The organism is Variimorphobacter saccharofermentans, assembly GCF_014174405.1.
Lineage (GTDB): Bacteria > Bacillota > Clostridia > Lachnospirales > Lachnospiraceae > Mobilitalea > Mobilitalea saccharofermentans.
The window spans coordinates 900293-925700 of record NZ_JACEGA010000001.1; the positions used below are offsets into that span (position 1 = coordinate 900293).

A 25408-nucleotide genomic window follows, 5' to 3' on the forward strand; every position below is an offset into this window, starting at 1 on the left:
TTATTATGAAGAAAGTATTAGTAGGATTATTATTAGTAACCTTAATTGGAGCCGGTCTTACTGGCTGCGGTACCAAGACTGGTAGTGCAGATAAGAAGATTGTTATAGGTGCCAGCGCGACACCTCATGCTGAAATACTGGAACAGGCAAGACCAATTCTGGAAAAAGCAGGCTATGAGCTGGAAATTAAAGAATATGCAGATTACGTTCAGCCTAATCTGGCATTGGATAGTGGAGATTTGGATGCAAATTACTTCCAACACAAGCCATACCTTGATCAATTCAACCAAGAGAATAATACGAAAATTGTATCAGCTGCTATTATTCACTATGAGCCCTTTGGTATTTATCCTGGTAAGACAAAAACGATTGAAGAATTAGCGGATGGTGCTCAGATAGCAGTGCCTAACGATGCAACGAACGAGGCGAGAGCACTCTTGCTATTGGAGGCACAGGGATTAATAAAGCTTAAGGAAGGTGTAGGCCTCAATGCAACGAAAAATGACATTGTAGAAAACCCTAAGAATGTTGAAATTGTCGAAATTGAAGCTGCACAGCTGGCACGTTCCTTACAGGATGTTGACCTTGCAGTTATCAACGGAAATTATGCTATCGAGGCAGGTTTGAATGTATCTAAGGATGCAATCGCATTTGAGGATAAGGATTCTGTAGCTGCTGAAACTTATGGTAATATCATCGCTGTCAAGGAAGGAAATGAAAACAGAGAGGATATTAAGGCTTTAATCGATGCTTTAAAAAGCGATGCAGTAAGACAATATATCAATGATACCTACGAAGGAGCAGTAGTTCCTAAATTCTAATTTAATAACTCAGATAGTACAGGGGCTGGGTAGAAGATATATGCAGTATTATAGTAGTAAGACAAACTCACTGCAGATATATTCTACATCAGCTCTTTTATCTTTCCTAGTTAAGATATGTAATCACCGAAAGGTGATGCCTGAATTGTATATAATATATATACAAAACTGACAAATGGAAATGATTTTCTGACATTTCTTTGTATAATTTGTTGCAATGACCATATGTTCCGTGATACTATATTAACGGATTGAATAACTTCGCCTTCAGTTTTCATTTATTTGATATGGACACTATGAAATAATGGGAAGCATTGGTGTGTTCACAGACGGAGGTCCATAAATGAGCATAATTTTGAAATATAAAAGAGTTTACTTACTTGGATTAATTCCAATTTCACTGTTATTCATATATCTTGCGAAACATAGTCCATTCTTCGCAGAAATCATTTATGCGAAGCATATCTATAGATGGCTATCACAAATTATTTCAACAATTTCAGGTATACTTCCCTTTTCACTGGCGGAGATGATGATAATAGCAATTCCGGTTCTTTTCCTTGTGCTTTTGATCCGATTTATTATTATATTTGTAGCAGAGAAAGAGAAAAGAAGGGATACTGTATTACGTGCGCTTCTAAACACGCTTTGTACCGGAAGTGTGGTACTTTTCTTATTTACGATATTAGCTGGGATTAATTATTACAGATATCCCTTCAGCAGTTATTCAGAGCTGATTATTCAGGCATCATCCCTTGAGGAGTTATACATGCTTACAGATGATCTTGTACAGGAAGCAAATGAACTCAGACAGCAAATTGCCCAAACAGATGAAGAGGGTGTATTCGATTTATCCATTAGCTATTATCAATTAGCAAAGGAAGCAGACCTGGCATTTGAACTGCTGGCAGAGGAGTATCCCATTCTGGGAGGATATTACGGTGCTCCGAAACCGGTTTTGCTATCGGAGCTTATGTCAAGAACGGAGATAACCGGAATATTTATTCCCTTTACGATGGAAGCAAATGTAAATGTACATGTACCTGATTATACAATTCCTGCTACGATGCTTCATGAATTGGCTCATTTAAGAGGCTTTATGAGAGAAGACGAGGCTAATTTTCTCTCCTATCTGGCCGGTATGAAATCGGACAATGTAGAAATTCGATATAGCTGTACAATGCTTGCATTAACTATCGCAGGAAATGCACTTTACAGTCAGGATTACGATTTGTATGCTCAAATCAGGAAGCAGTATTCAGAAGATGTGTTGAAGGATATCCGGGCGAACTCCTCCTATTGGCAGCAGTATGAGGATACAGTGGTAAGTACTATTTCGAATAAAGTTAATGACACATACCTGAAGGCCAACGCACAAACCGATGGGGTGAAAAGCTATGGCCGAATGCTAGATTTGCTGTTAGCAAAGTATCGTAAGGAACAGGCAGAGCAGGATGAACTACAATAAGCCAGTAAGTTGAAGAAAGTATGAATATTCAGCACTAGGATTATCTGATGAACCATTATAATGATAAATAAGAAGTATGTCGTTGTATCTACTCATCCTCCATAATGATTATGGAAGAAGAGCAGAAACAACGACATACTTTTTTGCTTGGTTTTGTTGTTATCCTTTCTTAAGTTGGCAGTAATTATGTATAAAGTATTACGGAGAAGTTAAAAATTGTAAATAAATGGGGTTGATATCCATAAATTATGTGATATAATTATTACATATTTATTAACAAAATATGATGGATATTCCAAAAAAACATATAATTAAGGAGACAAGAGATGTTATCGAGAAAGAAACTTCTGATTACTTTATTTGTATCAGCGGTATTCTCCTTAGGGCTTGGTACTGCTGCTTCTGCAGCAGAGCTTGACTTTTTGGGAACACAGCAGTTACAAATATCTACGAAAGATAAACAGAAGGAAGATACTACGATAAACATTCTTAGCACGAATGCAAGATCTATGCTACCGTTACAGGGCCGGACAGGGGATTATAATCAGTCAACAGAGGCAGCATTAATAGACGGTTATTACATTGATGAGCAGGGTGAAGTATGTTATGTGCCATCTGATAAAGGCTCCACTGAAACAGTAATTCTGGAAATTGATGAGGATATAAAGGAGAGTAAAAAGGAGAAAAAAGAAGCAAAAAAAGAGGACAAGCCTTCATATACAGCAGAGGATCTAAGATTATTAACAGGGCTGATATACTCAGAAGCAGGTAATCAATCCTATGAAGGGATGCTCGCAGTAGCCAATGTGGTACTCAACAGGGTGAAAAGCAAGTCGTATTCCCATGTAGATACCGTGAAGGAAGTTATTTATGACAGAAAATGGGCAGTACAGTTTGCCGTTACTGTGAAGAATAAGAAAACAGGAATGAGCATGCTGGATAGTGCGTTAAAATATTATGACAGTCAGAAATATACTTCAACCGCTCAGAAGAAAGCGATGGAGCGAGCAAAAAAAGCAGCGAAAGCTGCCTTGAATGGAGAAAATAATATAGGTAAGTATTTATGCTTTCAAAATAAGAGGGGAGCAGCAAGTATAAAACGAAAATACTCCAATTACAGAATCATTGGAGATCATATATTCTATCGAACCAAATAGAGATCATCCCCAAAATCCCCATAATAGAACCGATACAATGGGACAAACCATAGGCTGGTAATAAAACAAATTATAAGCTTTTATGTTATTGTTACAGAAGGCTCTGCTTTGCAGAGCCTTCTGTAACAATGAAGAACCGAGAGGATGGGTGCAAGCCGGAGGCTGGTATTATATCCAAAGCGGAGTATTTGCACGCGTCGGTACTTAGGCTCTGTTCTATAGAGCCTTATGTACCGTTACGCAGTGCAATTAAGTGAAAACGGCTCCGCGGCGGATATAGTACCAGTCTCTGGCTTGCGCTCATTCTCTCGGTTCTTCCTATACTGTTCTTCATTAGATTTATAAATGTGGTTCTATCTCCTTATTGACAGTAATCGAGGAAATATACTATGATATTAGATAATATTTAATTCATACTTTCAACTTATTGTATTGTGTGGTATTATATTACATAAGATAAATCAAATAGGAGATAATCTCTACTATTATATATGAATCATGTAGTACCATATGCTATGTGAGCTTAGTATACAGTCTGTTAATCTATTATAGACCGATGTTATGATAATGAACATCATATGACATGTACTTGGCATGTCAATTCATCATGTAAAATAACCGGGAGGTTCCTCATGAACGATAAGGACATTATTAATGATAACGCTTCAGAAGCTACGGAGAAGGAAGTGGTATCCAAAAACTTTATTGAAATGATAATCGACAAGGATTTGGAAGAAGGTAAGGTAAAGACAATTGTCACTCGGTTTCCTCCGGAGCCGAATGGATATCTTCATATAGGTCATGCAAAGTCGATTCTTTTAAATTATGGTTTGGCTAAAAAATATGGTGGAAGGTTTAATCTGCGTTTTGATGACACCAACCCCATGAAGGAAAAGACGGAATTTGTAGATTCTATCATTGAGGATGTTAAATGGGTAGGTGGTGACTTTGAAGACCGCCTGTTTTTTGCGTCTGACTATTTTGACCAAATGTATGAGGCTGCAGTAAAATTAATAAAGAAAGGGAAAGCCTTTGTGTGTGATTTATCTGCAGAGGAAATTCGGGAATACCGGGGCACCTTAACAGAACCTGGGAAAAACAGTCCGTATCGTGATCGCAGCATTGAAGAAAACTTAAAGCTTTTTGAAGAAATGAAGGAAGGGAAGTATCCGGACGGTTCGAAGGTTCTTCGGGCAAAGATAGATATGGCATCTCCCAATATTAATATGAGAGATCCGGTTATATACCGTGTGGCAAAAATCCCACATCATAACACCGGAGATAAATGGTGCATATATCCGATGTATGATTTTGCACATCCCATTGAGGACGCTATTGAGGGAGTGACACATTCCATTTGTACATTGGAGTTTGAGGATCACAGACCTTTGTATGATTGGGTAGTAAGAGAGCTGGAGTATGAGTGTCCACCCAAGCAGATTGAATTTGCTAAGATGTATCTTACCAATGTCATTACTGGTAAGCGTTATATTAAGAAGCTAGTGGAGGATGGAATTGTAGACGGTTGGGATGATCCGAGACTTGTATCTATCAGTGCCTTAAGACGAAGAGGGTTTACACCCGAATCCATTCAGATGTTCATGGAACTATGCGGCGTATCTAAAAGCCAGAGTTCTGTAGATTATGCCATGTTAGAATATTGCATCAGAGAGGATCTGAAGCTAAAAAGACCGAGAATCATGGCGGTACTTGATCCGATTAAGCTGATCATCACAAATTATCCGGAAGATCAGATAGAATATCTGGAAGCTCCGAATAATCAGGAAAATGAGGAAATGGGAACAAGACAGATTCCATTTGGAAGAGAACTTTATATTGAACGTGATGATTTTATGATTGAACCTCCTAAGAAATACTTCCGTTTATATCCTGGTAACGAAGTTCGTTTAATGAATGCATATTTTGTAACCTGTCAGGATTATGTTACGGATGAAAACGGTAATGTTACAGAAGTACATTGCACTTACGATCCGGAGACAAGAAGCGGTTCTGGCTTTAATGCAAGAAAGGTTAAAGGTACGATACACTGGGTAGCGGCAAAGACAGCAAAAAAAGCCGAGGTTCGTCTCTATGAGAATATCGTAGATGAAGAAAAGGGGGTTTATAACGAGGATGGAAGCTTGAATTTGAATCCGAATTCAATAACCGTTCTGAAAAATTGCTTCATAGAACCTAGTATCGAAGGAGCAAAAGCACCGGATAGCTTCCAGTTCTTAAGACAAGGATTTTTCTGCTTGGATAGTAAGGATTCCACCGATGAGAATCTGGTATTTAATCGTATCGTGTCTTTGAAGAGCTCGTATAAGCCGGTATAAGAACCAAGGAATAAACGATTATTGTTGGGACAATATAGTTTGAAATACCATATAGAATGGAGGATAAGAGGTGTCTAATTTATTTTCAGGGTTAGAGGCATTTGGTCTCGGTAATTTATCGGAAATTGATGTTTATGACGATGAAAAAGAAAAGGAAATTGAAAAGAAACAGGACGAGGAAGAGAAAACATTATTCTTTGAAGAAGAGAATGTTTTTGATAAAACCTTTACCTGCCCTGTTTGTGACAATGAATTCAAGACGAAAATGGTTAAGACCGGAAAGATTAAGCTTTTAGAATTGGATTCAGATTTAAGACCAATTTATCAGAATATGGATCCGCTTAAGTATGATGCGATCGTCTGCCCTAATTGTGGGTTTGCCGCATTGAATCGTTTCTTTAAATATGTTACAACAGCTCAGGCAGCTTTAATAAAGAAGAACATCACGGCAGCATTTCGTGGTGTGAATAATTCCTGTGAAGTTTTTAGCTATGATGAGGCACTTGCCCGTCATAAGCTGGCGCTCGTTAATGCAATTGTTAAGAAAGCCAAGACCTCAGAACGTGCCTACACCTGTTTAAAGACTGCTTGGATATTGAGAGGTAAAGCGGAGCATTTACCGAAGGATACTCCAAATTATGAGCAACAGATAAAAGAATTGGAAGCGGAAGAACTGGATTTTATTACAAAGGCATATACAGGATTTGACGAAGCCTTCAGTAAAGAACCATTTCCTATGTGTGGTATGGATGAGAATACGGTAACTCTAATGATGGCAGATTTAGCGAGAAGAATTCAGAAATACGATGAAGCAGGAAGATGGATATCGAAAGTATTGATTGCAAGAGATGCTAATGAAAGAATTAAGTCCAAGGCCAGAGAAATCAAGGAAATGATCAAAGAAGAAAAAAATTAAAGGCAGGAACATACGTTGAAAGAAAAGTTGTATACCATTCCGGTGAATGATGCATTTGATGAGGACAGTGAATGTCCGCTTTGCTCAATGTATAAGGCGTTGGAAATTGAAGCGATTGATTTTACAATGGGTCCGAGTTATATGGAGGACGATATCAGGGAGGCAACTTCCCGTCTGGGCTTTTGCGAAAAGCATCTGGTAAAGATGTATGACAAGCAAAATCGTCTTGGGTTAGCATTAATTCTAAAGACGCAGATGGATAAGGTGGCAAAGGATATTGAGAGATTATCCCAGTCCGGAGCAAAGATTACAGCGGCCTCTCTATTTAAGCGTAAAACGGATAACTCCGGAGTAGTGGAGCATTTAAATGCTTTAGAGGATAGCTGTTTTGTATGCGATAAAATTAATAATACATTTGATCGCTATGTCGCTACTATTTTTCATCTTTATCATCATGAGGAAGCATTTCGTAATAAATTCAAGGCTTCTAAGGGCTTTTGTATCAAACATTACAGAATGCTCTATGATGCAGCGCCCAATCATTTAAACGGAGAGGAGCTAAACGATTTTCTTTTTAATACCAATACACTTTTCCTTGAGAATATGAAACGTGTTAGTGATGATCTGGAATGGTTTATTAATAAATTTGATTATCGTTATGCGGATGAGCCGTGGAAAAATGCAAAGGATGCATTACCAAGAGCAATGCAGAAAACAAATAGTATTATTTAGGTAAATTAGTGGTATATTAAGTTCCTTATATGGAATATACTAGATTAGTATATAGAAGGGAATAAAAAGTTATTACCATGTGGTAATAGCTTTTTATTTATGACAATTGATCGATTAATAATTGGAAGCTGTTCATCAGGGTGATGATGTTATATGAAAGCATTATATCAAACATACTTATTAAAGGAAAATTAAGTTAATAATTGCTGACTTTTTGCTCTGTTTCTAACAAGAATAATTAGAAAAAATGAGATATCAAGAGATATCATGAGTATTTTGAAGGAAATATTAAATTTGCCACATTATTTAATGAAAAATTAAGTTGCATAATAAAGGCAAATTTACTAATATATAAATCAGCAGTTAGCACTCATTATTATTGAGTGCTAATAATTCTCTAAATATGGGAAAACAATGTAAAAATATCTAAAAAATATTTATAAAATATTGAAGGAGGAACACAAAATGAGACTTGTACCATTAGGAGATAAGGTAGTACTAAAACAATTAGTTGCAGAAGAGACAACAAAATCAGGTATTGTTTTACCAGGTCAGGCAAAAGAAAAACCCCAACAGGCTCAAGTTATAGCAGTAGGTCCCGGTGGAATGGTTGATGGAAAAGAAGTAGTTATGCAGGTCAAAGTAGGCGATAAAGTAATATATTCAAAATATGCCGGAACTGAAGTGAAGGTAGATGAAGAAGAATTTATTATAGTAAAGCAAAATGATATTGTTGCAGTAGTAGAAGACTAATTGAATGGAGGAAGAATAACATGGCAAAGGAAATTAAATACGGTGCAGAAGCTAGAGCAGCCCTTGAGGTTGGCGTTAATAAATTAGCGAATACAGTTAAGGTTACACTGGGACCGAAGGGAAGAAATGTAGTTCTTGATAAATCCTTTGGAGCTCCTTTAATCACGAATGATGGTGTTACAATTGCAAAGGAAATTGAATTAGAAGATCCATTTGAGAACATGGGTGCACAGCTTGTGAAAGAAGTTGCAACCAAGACAAATGATGTTGCAGGTGATGGTACTACTACAGCTACCGTTCTTGCTCAGGCAATGATTTCCGAAGGTATGAAGAACCTGGCAGCAGGTGCAAATCCGATTATCTTAAGAAAAGGTATGAAGAAAGCAACAGAATGTGCTGTAGATGCAATATCAAAGATGAGTTCTAAAGTAACAGGAAAAGCACAGATTGCAAGAGTAGCAGCTATTTCAGCAGGAGATGATTCCGTTGGTCAGTTAGTAGCTGATGCTATGGAAAAGGTATCCAATGATGGTGTTATTACCATTGAAGAATCCAAGACAATGAAGACTGAGCTTGATCTTGTTGAAGGTATGCAATTTGACCGTGGATATGTATCCGCATATATGTGTACTGATATGGATAAGATGGAAGCTAATTTGGATGATCCATACATTCTTATTACAGATAAGAAGATTTCTAATATTCAGGACATATTACCAATACTTGAGCAGATTGTAAAAACAGGTGCAAAACTTCTCATTATTGCTGAAGATGTAGAGGGAGAAGCATTAACCACAATCGTACTTAATAAATTAAGAGGAACTTTCTCTGTAGTAGCAGTAAAGGCTCCGGGATATGGTGACAGAAGAAAAGCAATGCTTCAGGATATTGCTATTTTAACTGGTGGTACTGTTATTACTGAGGAATTAGGTCTTGATTTGAAGGAGACCACATTAGAGCAGTTAGGTCGTGCAAAATCTGTTAAGGTTCAGAAGGAAAATACAATCATCGTTGATGGTTTAGGTAACAAAGCGGATATCGATGCAAGAATTTCACAGATTAAGGCACAGATTGAAGAAACAACATCTGAATTTGATAAAGAAAAATTACAGGAAAGACTTGCTAAGCTTGCTGGCGGTGTAGCAGTAATCCGTGTTGGTGCAGCTACTGAGACAGAGATGAAAGAAAACAAGCTTCGTATGGAAGATGCTCTTGCAGCTACCAGAGCAGCTGTTGAAGAAGGTATTATCGCAGGTGGTGGGTCAGCATACATCCATGCGTCCAAGGAAGTTGCTAAATTAGCAGCATCTTTAGAAGGTGACGAGAAGACTGGTGCTAGTATTATCTTAAAGGCATTAGAAGCACCTCTTTACTGCATCGTTTCCAACGCAGGTTTGGAAGGCTCTGTAGTAATCAGTAAGGTAAAAGAGAACAAGCCAGGTATTGGATTTGACGCTTTAGCTGAAGAGTATGTAGATATGGTTACTGCAGGTATCCTTGATCCTACTAAGGTAGCAAGAAGTGCTCTTCAAAATGCAACAAGTGTAGCATCTACCTTATTAACAACCGAATCCGTTGTTGCTGCAATTAAGAGCAATGAACCTGCAATGCCAGCAGGTGGCGCTGGAATGGGTATGATGTAATCCGGAAGTATATCGAATCTGATATGAAATGATATAAAACTGAGGTGCTGATGCAGAACGATTAAATGCGTAGTACCAGATAAAGAAAGCTGAGGTTGTGTATCACATATGTACCGATAGACGTACAGTAGTGCTACGTAACCTCAGTTATTTTAGTTGACAGATAATATGAAATTGGTTATGATTAGTCAGTACAAATAAATTATATAATTTTAATGCTAGGGGAGCCCAGGGCTGAGAGGTATGTAGATACATACTGACCCTTACTACTTGATCCGGATAATGCCGGCGGAAGGAAGCAATCAAGTGGCCCCTCCGATGCAATGAAAAGGAGGATTTTTTTATGTTACAAAAGCTTGTGGATTTTTTTGCTACGAAGGAGGTATATTCTGAGGTTGAAACCTACTATACCCCAACCTTAGCAGGCAACATTTTATTATTGGTAATCGTTATTGGTATATTTGTAGCAATGGCTGCATTTACCGGAGGAAAGAAGAAGGTTGATGTTAAGCAATTGTCCTTTTCGGCAATGGCTATCACACTTGCTGTGCTAACCTCTCTTATTCCAGTACTAAGATTACCTTATGGCGGCTCCATTACTTACTTTAGTATGTTTTTTATATGCCTCATCGGCTATTTATACGGCCCAAAAGCCGGTGTACTGACTGGAATAGCATATGGTTTTATTAATCTCCTTCTGGAACCCACCATATTGTTTCCGGTTCAAATGCTGTTGGACTATCCGATTGCATATGGGTTTCTGGGACTTACAGGCTTCTTTGCTAAATCTAAGTATGGCTTAATAAAGGGCTATGTCATCGGTGTTCTTGGAAGATATTTTTGCCATGTCATTACTGGCTGTATTTTCTTTTATATGTATGCACCGGAAGGGGTACACCCGTTCATCTACTCCTTAGGCTATAATGCTTCCTACATTTTCCCGGAAGCAATTGCAACGATACTTCTTCTAGCAATTCCTGCGGTACAGAATGCGTTAAAAGAAGTGAAAAGAATGACAGTACAGGCATAATAAGATTTTCTAAATGGCGAAATCACTAAAAAGATTATTTCTTCGGATTTTCCCGCATATGATAGGATAGAACAGAACGAGTAAAGGGGAAAATCATTGAAAAATAAGTCTTACAGTGGCATCGCCATTTTTATACTGTTTTTTATTTTAATGCTTCTTGGAATCAATCTTAATAAGGACGAATTAGAACCGGAACAGAAAAGCACTTGGAAAGAGTTAAAGAGCATTGAACTGATGGCTATACTGGAAAATGAGATGAAAAGGGAGGATTCAGGCAGTAGCCAGACAAGTACGGAGGATTTACCGGATTATACGCAGATGTTTCCTGATCTATATACGGTGTATTCGACTCCTGTAAAAATGGATAAGGGTAAGAAAATTGCATATCTCACTTTTGATGATGGGCCGAGCAAGAATACCTATGAGGTACTGGACATTCTGGAAGAGAGAGACATCAAGGCAACCTTTTTTATTGTGGGGAGTGCTATTAATGATAAGAATGAAGCCACTCTGAAAAGAATGGTTCATGAGGGACATACCATAGGAATACATACATACTCCCATATGTGTAATGAGATATACTGCTCTGTTGAACGATTTCTGGATGACTTTAATACTGTATACCAGCAGATCTACGATATCACGGGAGAAAGAGTGAACATTTATCGGTTCCCATGGGGGAGCAATAATGGATATAGTAAGGGAATTAAGGATGCTCTTATGGAGGAAATGGAACGCCGTGGCTTTTCCTGCTACGATTGGAATGTCAGTGCCAATGATTCAGTGGGAAACCCCACACCGTACTCTATTCGAAGTAATATTAAGAAGGATCTGAACCGACAGGATTATCCCATTATCCTAATGCATGATTCCAGCATCAATGATCTAACCGTGAAGATGCTGCCGGATATCATCGATATGATACAGGAGGAAGGATTTGAATTCGACACCCTGGATAACAGAGTACCTTACCAATTCCAGTGGTGAATCTAAATGGAACATATATGATAAGTGGAATTAGTATGATAAGTGGCACTAACACAATCTGGGATGGGGCCATATGACTTACCTCACACACAGACGGAAGTACATATTACTGATTTTGAATGCCTCAGGCGAATATTTATATTCGCATACGAACAATAAATTTTCGCCTGATTCATTCAAAATACAGCAACATGTTCTTCCGACAGTGCATTATGGTAAGTCATATGCCCGTTCCCAGATTGTGTAAGTGCCACTAAATTTACATAGTGAGGAATATCATCAATAGTTAGTCACGATTCTGTAAGTGTTGTGTAAGTGCCACTAAATTTACATAGTGAGGAATATCATCAATAGTTAGTCACGATTCTGTAAGTGTTGTGTAAGTGCCACTAAATTTATATAGTGAGGGATATCATCAATAATTAGTCGTGATTCTGTAAGTGTTGTACAAGTGTCACTAAATATATTAATTATTAGTCATGATCCTATAAGTGTAGGTTTGCAATATAACTGAATTTTGGTGTTATTCTGCCATTCTGGTTACTGCAACATATATACCGGAGATTTTGTACCAGGTGGCAAAGTCCACAATTCCATTGGCGGGTAAGTCGAATATTTGCTGGAAGGCTTTTACGGCATCCGCTGTTTGCTGTGTGTATTGGCCGTTTACGGCTACTTTTGGAATAATACTATAAGTATTTGAAATGCTGTTTAACTGTTCCTGAATCATCCGAACATTATTACCGTATGCACCGATGTTCAGATTTTGGCCGGGCCAGGAGGCAGGAACACCGGATACTTCAGGCGCGGTGTTGATATAGATGGAATCCCCATAGAAATGCCGCAATATTTCAATGGCACTTCGACCTTGATCTCCTAACTCTTTTGATCCCCATTGTGTCATCCAGTTGGGGCATTGCACGTTATTACCGTCACAATATTGGGTTAGAATGGGCTGTTTTATATTGGGTCGGGACAAATAGTTGTTGAATATCTGGTCGACTATCAGTCCAATATTACTGAAGATGTTTCTGCCGGGGATCCATTTGTGATCAAAGGCGGTTGAGGAGGTAATAGTGAAGTTAAATCCCTGATTACGGTACCATTCAGTAAATACCCGATTTAGGGTAAATGATAAAATTGCTAGTATATTGGCAGTTATGGTTGCTTCGGGCCAGGTAGCATATATCTCACTGGAGGCAACATTTTTAATATAATCTCGAAAGCGTTCATAATGGTTTGCAGCAGAGGTATCCGTTGGAGGGCCATCATGAACGATAACAAATTCAGGTATCACAACCTGACTTAATACAATTTCGCCGGTCTCAGCAGTGTCTTTTATTTCACTTTCAGCAATTTTAGGAGGATAGTCACCGAATAAGGTATGTGGAGGAATCACATAGAGTGTGCCCCTATCATCCGGGCCTGCCTCCCTCATGGAAGCATTTTGTAAGGCAGTAACATTCGGGAATATCTCAGCATTGTGTATCGTAATCGGGGTAAAGTTGGCGGATGATATGTTCAGGGTATATTCCGTATAGGGTTGCTCTGTGGAGGGAGCAAGACTATAATCGATGGGTGGAGCGGGTAGTTCGACTTCCTGGGTAAGTCCCGATTCATCAGTAGTTAATTCGTCAAGTACAGTTTCGGAGTCATTTGGAGGTGATACACGAACGGTAGCGTTCTCAACCGGAGCCATTCCCTGTGTGGTTACACGGACTCGAAGCCGGCCTAAATTCTGGGTTCCCATTTCTGCTGGATATATTCGTGTCGTATTTTTATTTAAAACAGGGTGAAAAGGAGAACTCATAATACTCATATTTCATTACCTCAATCTTCCATTATTAATAAAATATGAAGTGATTTTATGATTGTGATAATTATACGCCAATTCGGGTAACTCCAACGTAAATATTGGAGATTTTATACCAGGTGGCCAGATCTACTATGCCTGTAACCGGAAGAGTGAATATTCTCTGAAATGCTCTTACTGCCTCTGCGGTTTTTGGACCATAAATTCCGTCAACAGCAATTTTAGGAATTGCAGAATACACCTGAGCAATCCGATTCAGTTGTTCCTGAATCATCCTCACACTGTCACCCCGTGAGCCAGTGGTAAGATTCTGTCCGGGCCAGGAACGGGGAACACCGGATACCTCAGGAGCAGTATTGATATAGATGGAGCTTCCGTAATAGTGACGAAGAATTTGAATCGCGGTGTATCCTTGGTCACCCAGAGATTTTGAACCCCATTGTGTCATCCATCCTGGACATTGTGTTCGATTACCATCACAATACTGGGTCAGAATTGGCTGTCTGACATTTGGGCGGGATAAATAGTTGGTAAAGACGGAGTCAACTAATACTCCGATATTCGTAAAAATATTCCTTCCATTAATCCATTTATGGTCATATGCAGTCGAAGAGGTGATGGTGAAATTATAGCCTTGATTACGATACCATTCAGTATATACACGGTTCAGAGTAAAGGACAATATTGCTAAAATATTGGCGTATATTGATGCTTCCGGCCAGGTTGCATAAATTTCGCTACAAGCTACATTCTTGATATAGTCGCGGAATCGAACATAATGATTGGTGGCATTTGATGCAGGAGGACCGTCATGTACAATAACAAACTCCGGAATTACCACGCGGCTTAATACAATCTCTCCAGTCTCCCCCGTGGGTTTGATCTCATCCTCCGGTATTTTAGGAGGATAATCTGCATATAGGGTATGAGGTTCAATTACAAAAACCTCTTCTGAGACTTCATCGGTCTCGACTGGATTCAATTCTGCATTTTGCTCTGAAACTATCTCAGGCAGAATTTCAATGTTGGAATATACGGCGCTCTCATGACCGGGAGCGGATATCGTAAGGTCATATACAGAATACGGTTGTACATCGGAGGGCTCCAGGCTATAGCTGATTGGCGGTGCTGGAAGCTCAATTTCTTCGGTAAGACCTGAGGAATCTGTAGTTAATCGTTCTAAGGTAAGTGTGGGATCGGAGGGTGAGGAGATGGATACGGTAGCATTTTCAATTGGTATAAATCCCGGAGCATTACAGCGGATACGAAGACGTCCGAAGGATTGTGTCTCCATTTGGGCAGGATATATCCTAGTGTAATCAAACGATTTTACATTATTAATGTTTGATGGCCTCTGTTGCATGATTAGACCTCAATTCGCTCATTTTATTAATAGCTTATGTAATGGAAGGAAAAGATGTGAAAGAAACTTCGAAAGAACTAGAATAAGATTGCAGAGATGAAATAGGGCGTACTGCCAAGCAGTACGCCCAAAATAATTATGCTATTCTTATCTCAGTATATACTAGATTACTTCATGCTATTTTGAGTTGGCCGTTGCAGCCTCTCTCTTTGCACGAAGCGCAGCTAAATCAAACTTTGCCTCCAAATAACGATTTAGTTTATTAACTGCTTCTGATTTGCTCACATCTTCAACCTTTGAATTAGTAACATCATCTGTCTTGCCATTGAAGAATGCGTCCAGTGCGTTTGTTAACTCTCCTTCCGAAATCATATCAAGTTCCGGATGACTATTGAAGTAATTTTCAAAGCTCGCAGTATCCTCTGGGTTTGTTACAATTACAGAACATACAGCAAATTTCGGAGAGCCATCGGCATTCTTAGCATCGATTTCGGCAAACAAATAGGTTAAGCCTAATTTGTTAGCAGTAATACGTCCTCCGGGACTTACATTTACAATGGAGGAATCGTAACTGGAAAATTTAGCTACCTCTGCAGTGTTACTAGGCTTTAATATTACGTTAAAAAAGTCTGTGGTACCTAAGCCCATTATGATTCTTGACTTAGTGAATTTGACACTAAAGGCCGGAGGGCCGACAGTAACATCACAGGTTAAAGGGGTTTGACCATTACCATCTTTAATAGTAACTGTAATTGTTGTTGTTCCAACCTTGTTGGCAAGAACCACACCATCATCATTAACAGAAGCAATTTCAGAATCACTGGATTTAAAGCTTACTTTTGCATTATCACCAAGATTATAAACCTTGAGTTGGTATGATTTACTCTTAACTAATGTAATGCTTTTTAAATTCAATCTGTATTCTTCGTTCTTCTCCTTGCCAACAACACCAGCTTTAGCTGTTGCCACATTGATTGAAAAAACCGGTAAAAGAAAAGCAGTAAGAAGAAGCAGACAAAGTGTAGTGAAGCATTTACATAATAATTTCCTTATCATGGTGCTACCTCCAAATTCTGGAAATTCCTTATGCCACATCCTATCTATTCTGTAATTATAATAACATTTGATTTTGTCAGAAAAGTGTCATAATGTAAATATTTATATAAATATATAATTTCTTCACATGATGATCACCAGAATAAACCTATCGAATCATGATAAAACACTGAAATGTCAAGGGTTGTAGAAATTTGAAAAATAATGTAAAGACGATTTTTGTAAGAGTTGTAAAAGATACAAAGATTTTATATAAGTTTTTCTACTTGTTTTCACCCTATAATATAATATATAATAAAATAGAAATAGATTTGCCCTATATGTGACATAAAATGAAATAGTACTCGAAGAATATGTTCGGGTCCATTTAGTCTGTCGTTAAAGTATAAGTTGTATGGGCAAGTTCATTTCAAAATATAAAGAGCAGGAATGAATTCTGCTTAATATTACACTTGTTTTAAGAATACACTTAGGATGAACGGGAAAAGAACTATGAAGGGAGATTTTGATAATGCAGCATATATTAATCGCTGACGATAATCGTGATATTACTGATATTTTATCTACTTACTCCAGAATGGAAGGCTTTGAACCGGTTGTTGCTGGTGACGGGGAAGAAGCGATCAAACTGTTTACTCAGTACAATCCTGAAGTGGTATTATTGGATGTTATGATGCCGAAGGAAGACGGATATGAGGTCTGCAGGAAAATCCGAAGCAAGTCAAATGTACCGGTTATTTTAATCACTGCCAGAGGAGAAGATTTTGACAAAATCATGGGTCTGGATATCGGCGCCGATGATTATATTGTAAAACCATTCAGCCCCAGAGAGGTTATGGCAAGAGTAAGAGCTGTAATGAGAAGGATTACGAAATCAACGAAGGATACTTCTTCAGAAAATGTTCTGGTTATTGGAAATCTGGAGATTAATTTGGAAGAGTATACCTTACATATAGGTGGAACTAAAATTTCACTTACCAAAAAAGAAATTGAAACCATGTGGACATTAGCCTCCAATCCCAATAAGGTATTTACCAGGGATAATCTGTTGGACAGCTTATGGGGCTTTGACTATTATGGCGATAGCAGGACCGTTGATTCACATATTAAACGCCTTCGTTCAAAGCTTGACACGATGGAACATCCTGAATGGAGCATTAAAACGATATGGGGTGTAGGCTATAAGTTCGAAATAGAAGAGAAGTAGGCGATCAGATGGAGAATGAAAATAAGGTCAAGATATACAATCGCCTGTTCTTTAAACTGTATATTAATTACGCAGTAATGCTATTGGTTACGGCACTGTTGATTGGTCTGATCTTCATGAAGCTATATGAGGATCAGACGATGAATAATACAATTCATCAGTTGCAGGTTCAGGCAGAAAATATAGCAAATGCTACTACAAAAAAATACATCAAAACCGGTAAGTCGGACAATTATCTCGAGTATATCAATACGATTACCGAAGTAAATGGTTGGGATATCTGGACAGTATCGAATCCAAATGCATCGAATCCCATGAGTGAGGCCATGAATAATAGCATAACCTTTGAAGAATTTCTGGCTGATGACGAGTATGCAGAGTATGTGAAGATACTGAAGGATGTATTTGAGAATGAGACCTGGAGTTATGCCAAGGGTGATGATGAGATCTATCAAATGCCCACTATTACCATCGGATATCCAATTTACGGTATTGACCGAGAGGTAGTTGGTGCTGTTCTGATTAAGCAGATGGTGGAAGGGCAGAATGAAATAATTTCAGGTAGCTTGAAATTGATTGTCATCAGTATTGTAGTGTCCCTTGCTATATCTTTTATTATTGTAATCATATTTGCCACGGAGTTATCGATGCCTATTTCGCGGATGAGATTAACAGCGCTGGAATTAGCAGCGGGTAATTATCATAGTAAAACAGGAATCAACCGGGATGATGAAATCGGTGATCTGGCAAAAACCGTAGATATTCTTTCTGAGAAGCTTTTAGAAAATGATATTCAGCGTAAAAATCTGGATCAGATGCGCTTAGATTTTTTTGCAAATGTTTCCCATGAGCTAAGAACACCCATCACGGTAATCAGAGCATATACAGAAACTCTGGCGGATGGTGTGGTGAAGGAAGAGGATAAGATTACACAGTACTACGAACGAATGCTTTCTGAATGTAAATCCATGGAGAGACTAGTAGGAGACTTGTTAATTCTTTCAAAAATGCAGAATCCCGATTTTGCTATTGAGAAGGAACCGGTTAATCTGGTTCAGGTTATGGAGGATATTATTCGTAGCGCCAGTGCAATTGCAGAAAAGAAAAATATTAAAATTGACGTAGAAAAGAATCAACCAGTAATCATGATATTAGGTGATTATGATCGGCTTCGACAAATGTTTATGGTAATACTTGATAATGCCATAAAGTTCTCGGACGAGAATAAAACCGTTCACATAAATCTATTGAAGTCGGACAAAATATTAGTATCCATTAAAGATGAAGGTATCGGAATTGACAAAGCGGATATAGCAAATATATTTGAAAAATTTTATAAATCAAATTTACGCCAGAACGCTAGTGGAACCGGTCTTGGTTTAGCTATTGCAAAACAGATCGCTCTTAAGCATGATGGTAATATCGAGGTTGAATCTACATTGGGACAAGGAACGATCTTCACTTTTGAATTCCCGCTGTTCGAAATGGAGTCTAATTGTAACTAGTTGTAATTGCTTCTAGTAATGAGATAATATAATCCAAGTAGCAACAGTTACCAAGCAAAAAGTAGACAAAAACCTTGAAAAATAGTAGAGAATCATATATAATAATCTTACAGAAATTCCTGAGATGTTCGATACTCCTGTCATTTTGAACCTACATGATGATATACGGGATTCCTACATTCTTAAGTGGATGTCAGGCCGCCGTTTGCAGCGGAAGGCAGAAGCTTATGTGCGGTTACCCACCTAGCTTAGCTAGGAGTCAAAATACAGGAAACGGCATTTTGGGTATACTACTAAGGATAAAGGCGGCCAATGGCCGCTTTTTTTTCCTTGTTTTTTAATACTGAGATAATTATAATAAGGACAGGAATATAATATATAGTACCTAGGAGGCAAGAAATGAAGCACGGATTTCTCAAGGTCGCAGCGGCAACGCCAGTTATCAGGGTCGGAGACTGCCATTATAACGCTAATCAGATGATGCAGTTAATCGATTCGGCAGATAAGCAAAATATTAAACTGATTGTTTTTCCCGAGCTGTCAGTAACAGGATATACCTGCGGGGATCTGTTTCTGCAGGATACCTTACTTCGATCAGCAGTGGAAAGTGTTCATGCAATTGTGGAACATTCAAAAGGGAAGGAACTGGTGGTTGTAGTTGGCTTCCCCTACATTGCGAAGGGTAAGCTTTATAATACAGCAGCTGTGATACAAAATGGAAGAGTATTGGGGCTGGTTCCCAAGATCAGTATTCCGAATTATACCGAATTCTATGAAGCTAGACATTTTACAGCTGGTAATGAGACTCCGTTTCTAATAAATTTCCTAGGAGAAGAAGTATATTTCGGTTCCCGAATTCTATTTCGATGCAGTAATATACCGGATTTTGTCCTCGGGGTCGAAATTTGCGAGGATCTATGGATCCCGCAATCACCCAGTATAGAGCACTGTATCGCTGGAGCCACAGTCATTGCTAATCTGTCAGCCAGTGATGAGCTTACTGGCAAGGATGAATTCCGCAGGGAGCTGGTGAAAAGCCAATCGGCCCGATTAGTATGCGGTTACATCTATGCGGATGCCGGAGAAGGAGAGTCCACCACGGACCTTGTCTTTGCCGGACACAATTTAATAACAGAGAATGGGACTCTGTTACTTGAATCGAATACCTTTGAAAATGGTATGATTACCACAGAATTAGATCTGGGAAGACTGAAGAGTGAGAGAAGAAGGATGCATACCTATCTGGGACGGAGCAAGGTGACATATCAGGAGGTTCCATTCACCTTACAGAATACGGGATATGAGCTGCCCATCTTACCACTAAGCAGAAAAATCGATAGTGCCCCTTTTGTACCTTCAGAGAAATCAGCCAGGGATAAACGTTGTATGGATATTATAAATATTCAGGCAATGGGCCTAAAGACCAGACTATCCCATATTGGGGGGTCCTGTGCTGTGATCGGGATATCAGGAGGACTGGATTCTACACTGGCCTTACTGGTAACAAATCGGGCTTTTGATATGCTCGGTCTCGAAAAGAAGGGAATTATAGCAGTTACCATGCCATGCTTTGGTACCACGGATAGAACGTATCGCAATGCGATTTTACTAGCCGAATGCCTGGGTGTCACTGTTAGGGAAATCCCAATTAGAGATTCGGTGAAGCAGCATTTTAAGGATATCGGTCATGATATAAATAATCAGGATATAACCTATGAAAATAGTCAGGCAAGGGAGAGAACCCAGGTTCTGATGGATGTGGCTAATCAAATGAATGGTATTGTAATCGGAACGGGAGATATGTCCGAGCTGGCACTGGGTTGGGCTACCTACAATGGGGATCATATGTCCATGTATGGAGTAAATGCATCGGTCCCGAAGACCTTAGTTCGTTATCTGGTCTCCTATTGTGCGGATACTACTCAGAACAAGGAGTTACAAAGAGTACTTTATGATATATTGGATACACCGGTGAGTCCAGAGCTGTTACCGCCTAAGGATGGTGAGATTGTTCAGAAGACGGAGGATATAGTCGGGCCATATGAGCTCCATGATTTCTTCCTTTATTATATTCTTCGCTTTGGATATGAGCCAGAAAAGGTATACCGCCTGGCTAAGGAGGCCTTTAAGGGAAGCTATAACGAAGCGACGATCTTAAAATGGCTGAAGACCTTTTATCGACGGTTCTTCTCTCAGCAGTTTAAACGATCCTGTTTACCGGATGGTCCTAAAGTAGGAAGCGTATCCGTATCACCTAGAGGTGACTTAAGAATGCCGAGTGATGCTTCAGCAGCATTGTGGATGAGTGAACTTGAAAAGCTGGAGGCAAAATAACAATGAAAAAATGCTGTAAAGCAATAGAAGTATTTGCTTTACAGCATTCCATACATAGATTATAAATTATGGATACAGAATTCATTATGTATTATTCCTTCACTTTCGCTTTATCGAGTGCCAGCTTAATTGCTTCAACCAGTAACTGCCCCGTATATTTACTATCTTCCATAAGCTCCACCTGTTCAATGGGAACGCCATCATACAGCTGTAATGCAATGGCTTCTAAGGAAGGCTCTACCAGTGGATACATTGTAGTGATCGATTCATCAATGTTTTTAATGCCAACATGATTAATATGGTTTTTATCCACTACAACCTCCAGGTTGATCGCCATATCATTTAATGTGATGGAGGAAGTCCATACACCAGCAGTATACAGAGCTGCATCAGTAGAGGTAGCTTCATTATCCTTATCTGGCTTAAACATAAATATGAGAAGTAGGATCAGAAGAATGCCTAATGCTGCAAAAATCACTGTATATATGATTTCTTTTAATTGGATAACAACTATTTTTGTCTTTGCCATTTCAATCCTCCGGAGCATGATTTGCTTCATGTCTTAATCTTACTATATATTATTAAATGGTGATTAAAATTATACCGATAAATTCCAAGTTTGTATCTTGTTGAATAACGAACTTGATTAAGGTGTGAAAAGTCTACATATATGAATGGAACATTAGTGCATATATATTCAGATGGCGAAGACCGGCTCAAGCGATCATAATTTATATTATATAATAAATATATCCCGCTTGAAGGTAAGGCAAGTCCAGATGAATATATATGCGCTAATGTTCAACACACTGTCTTAATCAGACTTTTGACACCCTAGCCAAACTTGTATATATAAATACCAATGCAGAAATGAGGGGGGTTATGTCCTTACAACTATTTCTTGGAAGTGCCGGTTCGGGCAAATCCTATCAGCTTTATCGTGAAATAATTGAACAGTCCAAACAGAATCCTGGAACGAACTATCTGGTAATCGTTCCCGAGCAGTTTACTCTGCAGACACAGAAGGATATCGTAACCATGCACCCGGAACACGGTGTAATGAATGTGGATATCCTAAGCTTTCTGCGCTTTGCTTACCGTATCTTTGATGAGGTTGGAGGGAATAATTACCCTATACTAGAAGATACTGGAAAAAGCATGGTATTACGAAAAGTGGTAGCGGAAAAACGAAAGGAACTGATTCTCTTTGGATCCAATGTACGTAAGCCTGGATTTATCAGTGAGGTAAAGTCCTTATTATCGGAGTTCTATCAATATAATATCGGACCGGAGGATTTCAACAAGATGCAGGAAATTGCTGCCAATAAGCCGGTTCTAAAGGCAAAGCTCTCAGATCTTTATACGATCTATGAAGGCTTCTCAGATTTTATGAAGGAACGTTATATTGCGGCGGAAGAGCTGTTAATTCTTCTGAGTAATGTGATCGATGAATCAGAATGGCTTAAGGGCACTGTCATATGTCTAGATGGCTTTACTGGTTTCACCCCTTGTCAATATCAGTTATTAGCAAAGATGCTCAAATACGCGAAAAAGGTAATGGTGACCGTTACCATAGATGCCACAGAGATTGAGAATACTCAGGTTTTTGAGCATCAGCTCTTTGGCTTGAGTAAAAAAACAATTAATAAACTTTATAAAATCGCCAAAGAATCAGGAGCTGAGATCGAGGCTCCGGTGATTCTGAAGGAAAGGAATCAAAGTAAAGTTCCCTATCGTTTCCTTCACTCACCAGCTTTGGCTTCCCTGGAACATAATCTGTTTCGTTACCCATATACTCCTTATACGAAGGAGCAGAACGAGATCACGATACATGCTTCAAGGGATGCAGAAAATGAAGTGGCTTTCATCACCAGGGAAATAAAACGGCTAGTCAGGGAGGAAGGGTATCGTTATCAGGATATCGCAGTAGTATCGGGTGATATCAGCCAATACGGAAGAATTATCAGAAGAAGCTTCGAAATGGCTGGCATTCCCTGCTTTATCGACTATAAAAAGGATATTATGGGTAATCCCTTTGTGGAGCTACTACGTTCGGCAATTGTAATTGTAAGTGAGGATTTCAGCTATGAGGGCATCTTCCGTTACCTGAGAACCGGGCTTACGGATCTGTCGATGGAGGACATTGACCTTCTGGAAAACTATATCCTGGCAACTGGGATTCGTGGATATAAAAGGTGGAATGAACCCTTTACAAGAACCTATCGAAGCAGGGAAGCGCTGGACCTGGTTCGGCTGAATTCAGCCAGAGAGAAACTGATGGAAGATATAAGACCTCTATATGAAACACTTAAAAATAAAGAGAAAACGATAAGAGAATATACGGTAGCTCTTTACGAATTCGGTGTTCGACTATGTATTGAGCAAAAGCTGGCTCAGTATAGCACCAAATTTGTTGAAAATAATCTCCCAATAATGGCAAAGGAATTTGAACAGGTATATCGTATTGTTATGGAGCTTTACGATCAAATGGTTTTATTACTGGGGGAGGAGCATTGTACCTTAAAGGAGTTCGGAGAAATATTAGATACCGGATTTGTGGAGGTTAAGGTTGGATTAATACCACCCGGTGTGGATGAAATCGTGGTTGGTGATACGCAGCGAACCCGATTAAAGGATATCAAGGTCTTGTTTTTTATTGGAGTAAACGAAGGAATTATACCGAAGACCATAAGCAGTGGTGGAATTCTTTCTGATATTGAGAGGGAATTGTTGATAAATCATGATATGGAGCTGGCTCCCACAAAGCGTCAGCAGGCTTACACGGAACAGTTTTATATCTATCTGAATATGACCAAACCGAAGGAAAAGCTATATATCACCTATCATAAGCTGAACGATGAAGGAAAAGCCATCAATCCCTCCTTCCTAATCGGTAAGCTAAAGCAGCTCTTTCCACTCATTCAGATCAAGGATGAAGATACGGCAAATGGTGATGCGGAACTGATTCTGCAGGATAATGGTCTGGCATATCTTGCGGAAGGACTTCGGGATTATAGTCGGAAGGAAGTCAGTGCCCTATGGAAGGAACTTTATTTATATTACCGGTCAGGAGAAAAGACCAACCAAATCCTTGACCGCCTGCTGGAGGGAGCGTTTTATATAAACGGTGATAACGGAATATCGAAGGAAGCGGCGAAACTTTTATATGGAGCCGAACTAAAAGGAAGTATCACCAGATTGGAGCGGTTCGCTGGATGTGCATTTGCACACTTTATGGCTTATGGTCTATCAGTAAAGGAGCGGGAGGAATATAAGCTGGCGGTTCCGGACATCGGTAATATTTTTCATAATGCAATTGACCGTTTTTCAAAACGATTGGATACCAGTACCTACAACTGGCATACCATACCGGATGAGATCCGCGAGGAATGGGCTATTGAGAGTGTCCAGCAAGCTGTCGAGGATTATGAGAATTCATTCCTGAAAAGTAGTAAGCGAAATGAATATTTGATTACAAGAATGGAACGAATCACTGTCAGGACCTTATGGGCGCTCTGTAATCAGATACAACAGGGCGCGTTTGAACCAGCCGGTTATGAGATGCCATTTCATCATATACCGGATTCTTCCTTACTGCTCCAGGGTAGAATCGACCGTCTGGATCTATATGAAACTGAAGATAAGATATATGTCCGAGTAGTTGACTACAAATCAGGTAGTAACTTTTTTGACATTACCAGTGTGTATTATGGCTTACAACAGCAGTTGTCCGTCTATTTAAGTGCGGCTATGGATTATCTGGCGAAAAGTCATCCAGGTAAGGAAATCATTCCGGCAGGAATTTTCTACTATCACATTGACGATCCCATCGTTGCAAAATCGGAGAATGTAGAGGAAGAAATTGTGAAAAGCCTGCGTATGAATGGACTAGTAAATGAAGATAAGACGGTAATTGGTTTAATGGATCAGAATCTGGCAGGGCCGGATGGCACCTTGCGAGCCTCTGTAAAATCCAATATTATACCGGTGGACACCAATAAAGAAGGAGAGCTCTCCAGGCGTTCCGTGGTAGCCGGTGGAGATCAGATGAAGGCCATGTCCGATTATGTGAACCGTAAACTGACAGAAGCCTCCGGGCAAATTCTTGATGGGGATGTGCGACTGAACCCATATCGTATGGGTGAGGCAAAGGCATGCGATTACTGCGAATACCGAAGTGTCTGTGGCTTTGATGTAAGGCTCCCCGGACATGGTTATCGTAATCTACAGAAGAAGCCAGTTGATGAGATAAAAGCTGAAATATGGGGAAATTCTAAGGAGAATTAA

The 25408-nt window shown here is 39.1% G+C and carries 18 protein-coding genes, 1 other RNA gene and 1 riboswitch; of the genes, 15 read left to right on the forward strand and 4 right to left on the reverse strand.

Annotated features, from left to right (window positions below; genetic code table 11):
• Positions 1 to 5 precede the first annotated feature (5 nt).
• From H0486_RS04065 to H0486_RS04110, 10 genes are all read left to right on the forward strand, one after another.
• Positions 6 to 821 (forward strand): MetQ/NlpA family ABC transporter substrate-binding protein, encoded by an 816-nt coding sequence (locus tag H0486_RS04065; RefSeq protein ID WP_228351773.1) that lies wholly within the window; start codon positions 6 to 8, stop codon positions 819 to 821.
• A gap of 343 nt (positions 822 to 1164) precedes the next feature.
• Positions 1165 to 2289, forward strand: a complete 1125-nt coding sequence (locus H0486_RS04070) for a DUF3810 domain-containing protein (RefSeq protein ID WP_228351774.1) — start codon at positions 1165 to 1167, stop codon at positions 2287 to 2289.
• Between the two features lie 326 nt (positions 2290 to 2615).
• A complete protein-coding gene (locus H0486_RS04075) occupies positions 2616 to 3446 on the forward strand; it encodes a cell wall hydrolase (RefSeq protein ID WP_228351775.1) in 831 nt (276 codons plus the stop codon).
• Between the two features lie 632 nt (positions 3447 to 4078).
• On the forward strand, positions 4079 to 5782 hold the full coding sequence (locus H0486_RS04080) for a glutamine--tRNA ligase/YqeY domain fusion protein (RefSeq protein ID WP_228351776.1): 1704 nt from the start codon (positions 4079 to 4081) through the stop codon (positions 5780 to 5782).
• 70 nt (positions 5783 to 5852) lie between these two features.
• Positions 5853 to 6698, forward strand: coding sequence for a DUF2225 domain-containing protein (locus tag H0486_RS04085; protein ID WP_228351777.1), 846 nt, complete (start codon positions 5853 to 5855; stop codon positions 6696 to 6698).
• Between the two features lie 15 nt (positions 6699 to 6713).
• Positions 6714 to 7430 (forward strand): DUF6062 family protein, encoded by a 717-nt coding sequence (locus H0486_RS04090; protein WP_228351778.1) that lies wholly within the window; start codon positions 6714 to 6716, stop codon positions 7428 to 7430.
• 465 nt (positions 7431 to 7895) lie between these two features.
• Positions 7896 to 8183, forward strand: a complete 288-nt coding sequence (locus H0486_RS04095) for a co-chaperone GroES (RefSeq protein ID WP_228351779.1) — start codon at positions 7896 to 7898, stop codon at positions 8181 to 8183.
• Positions 8184 to 8203: 20 nt separating this feature from the next.
• On the forward strand, positions 8204 to 9826 hold the full coding sequence (groL, locus tag H0486_RS04100) for a chaperonin GroEL (protein ID WP_228351780.1): 1623 nt from the start codon (positions 8204 to 8206) through the stop codon (positions 9824 to 9826).
• A gap of 210 nt (positions 9827 to 10036) precedes the next feature.
• Positions 10037 to 10140: riboswitch (TPP riboswitch) on the forward strand.
• Positions 10141 to 10169: 29 nt separating this feature from the next.
• Positions 10170 to 10856, forward strand: coding sequence for an energy-coupled thiamine transporter ThiT (gene thiT / locus H0486_RS04105; protein WP_228351781.1), 687 nt, complete (start codon positions 10170 to 10172; stop codon positions 10854 to 10856).
• Positions 10857 to 10952: 96 nt separating this feature from the next.
• Positions 10953 to 11843 (forward strand): polysaccharide deacetylase family protein, encoded by an 891-nt coding sequence (locus H0486_RS04110; protein ID WP_228351782.1) that lies wholly within the window; start codon positions 10953 to 10955, stop codon positions 11841 to 11843.
• A gap of 523 nt (positions 11844 to 12366) precedes the next feature.
• Here the strand turns inward: H0486_RS04110 and H0486_RS04115 are convergent.
• The 3 genes from H0486_RS04115 to H0486_RS04125 all read right to left on the reverse strand — a co-directional run bounded on the left by H0486_RS04115 (position 12367) and on the right by H0486_RS04125 (position 16075).
• Positions 12367 to 13653: a peptidoglycan-binding domain-containing protein gene (locus H0486_RS04115; RefSeq protein ID WP_408647624.1), complete on the reverse strand. Its 1287-nt coding sequence runs from the start codon at positions 13651 to 13653 to the stop codon at positions 12367 to 12369.
• Between the two features lie 70 nt (positions 13654 to 13723).
• The gene (locus H0486_RS04120; protein ID WP_228354361.1) at positions 13724 to 14950 is read right to left on the reverse strand and encodes a peptidoglycan-binding protein; all 1227 of its coding nucleotides are present in this window, start codon (positions 14948 to 14950) and stop codon (positions 13724 to 13726) included.
• 246 nt (positions 14951 to 15196) lie between these two features.
• On the reverse strand, positions 15197 to 16075 hold the full coding sequence (locus tag H0486_RS04125) for an Ig-like domain-containing protein (protein ID WP_228351783.1): 879 nt from the start codon (positions 16073 to 16075) through the stop codon (positions 15197 to 15199).
• Positions 16076 to 16586: 511 nt separating this feature from the next.
• Here H0486_RS04125 and H0486_RS04130 point away from each other — a divergent pair.
• From H0486_RS04130 to H0486_RS04145, 4 genes are all read left to right on the forward strand, one after another.
• Positions 16587 to 17282 carry a response regulator transcription factor gene (locus H0486_RS04130; protein ID WP_228351784.1) on the forward strand — a complete coding sequence of 232 codons (696 nt, stop codon included), beginning with the start codon at positions 16587 to 16589 and terminating at the stop codon, positions 17280 to 17282.
• Between the two features lie 8 nt (positions 17283 to 17290).
• Entirely contained in the window at positions 17291 to 18787 is a 1497-nt protein-coding gene (locus H0486_RS04135) for a sensor histidine kinase (protein WP_228351785.1), read from the forward strand.
• A 113-nt stretch (positions 18788 to 18900) separates the two neighbouring features.
• Positions 18901 to 19079: non-coding RNA, 6S RNA (ssrS, locus tag H0486_RS04140), on the forward strand.
• Positions 19080 to 19186: 107 nt separating this feature from the next.
• Positions 19187 to 21121, forward strand: a complete 1935-nt coding sequence (locus H0486_RS04145) for an NAD(+) synthase (RefSeq protein ID WP_228351786.1) — start codon at positions 19187 to 19189, stop codon at positions 21119 to 21121.
• A gap of 91 nt (positions 21122 to 21212) precedes the next feature.
• Here the strand turns inward: H0486_RS04145 and H0486_RS04150 are convergent, their stop codons facing one another.
• Positions 21213 to 21650, reverse strand: coding sequence for a hypothetical protein (locus H0486_RS04150; RefSeq protein ID WP_228351787.1), 438 nt, complete (start codon positions 21648 to 21650; stop codon positions 21213 to 21215).
• Between the two features lie 353 nt (positions 21651 to 22003).
• Here H0486_RS04150 and addB point away from each other — a divergent pair, with 353 nt between their 5' ends.
• Positions 22004 to 25408, forward strand: coding sequence for a helicase-exonuclease AddAB subunit AddB (gene addB / locus H0486_RS04155; RefSeq protein WP_228351788.1), 3405 nt, complete (start codon positions 22004 to 22006; stop codon positions 25406 to 25408).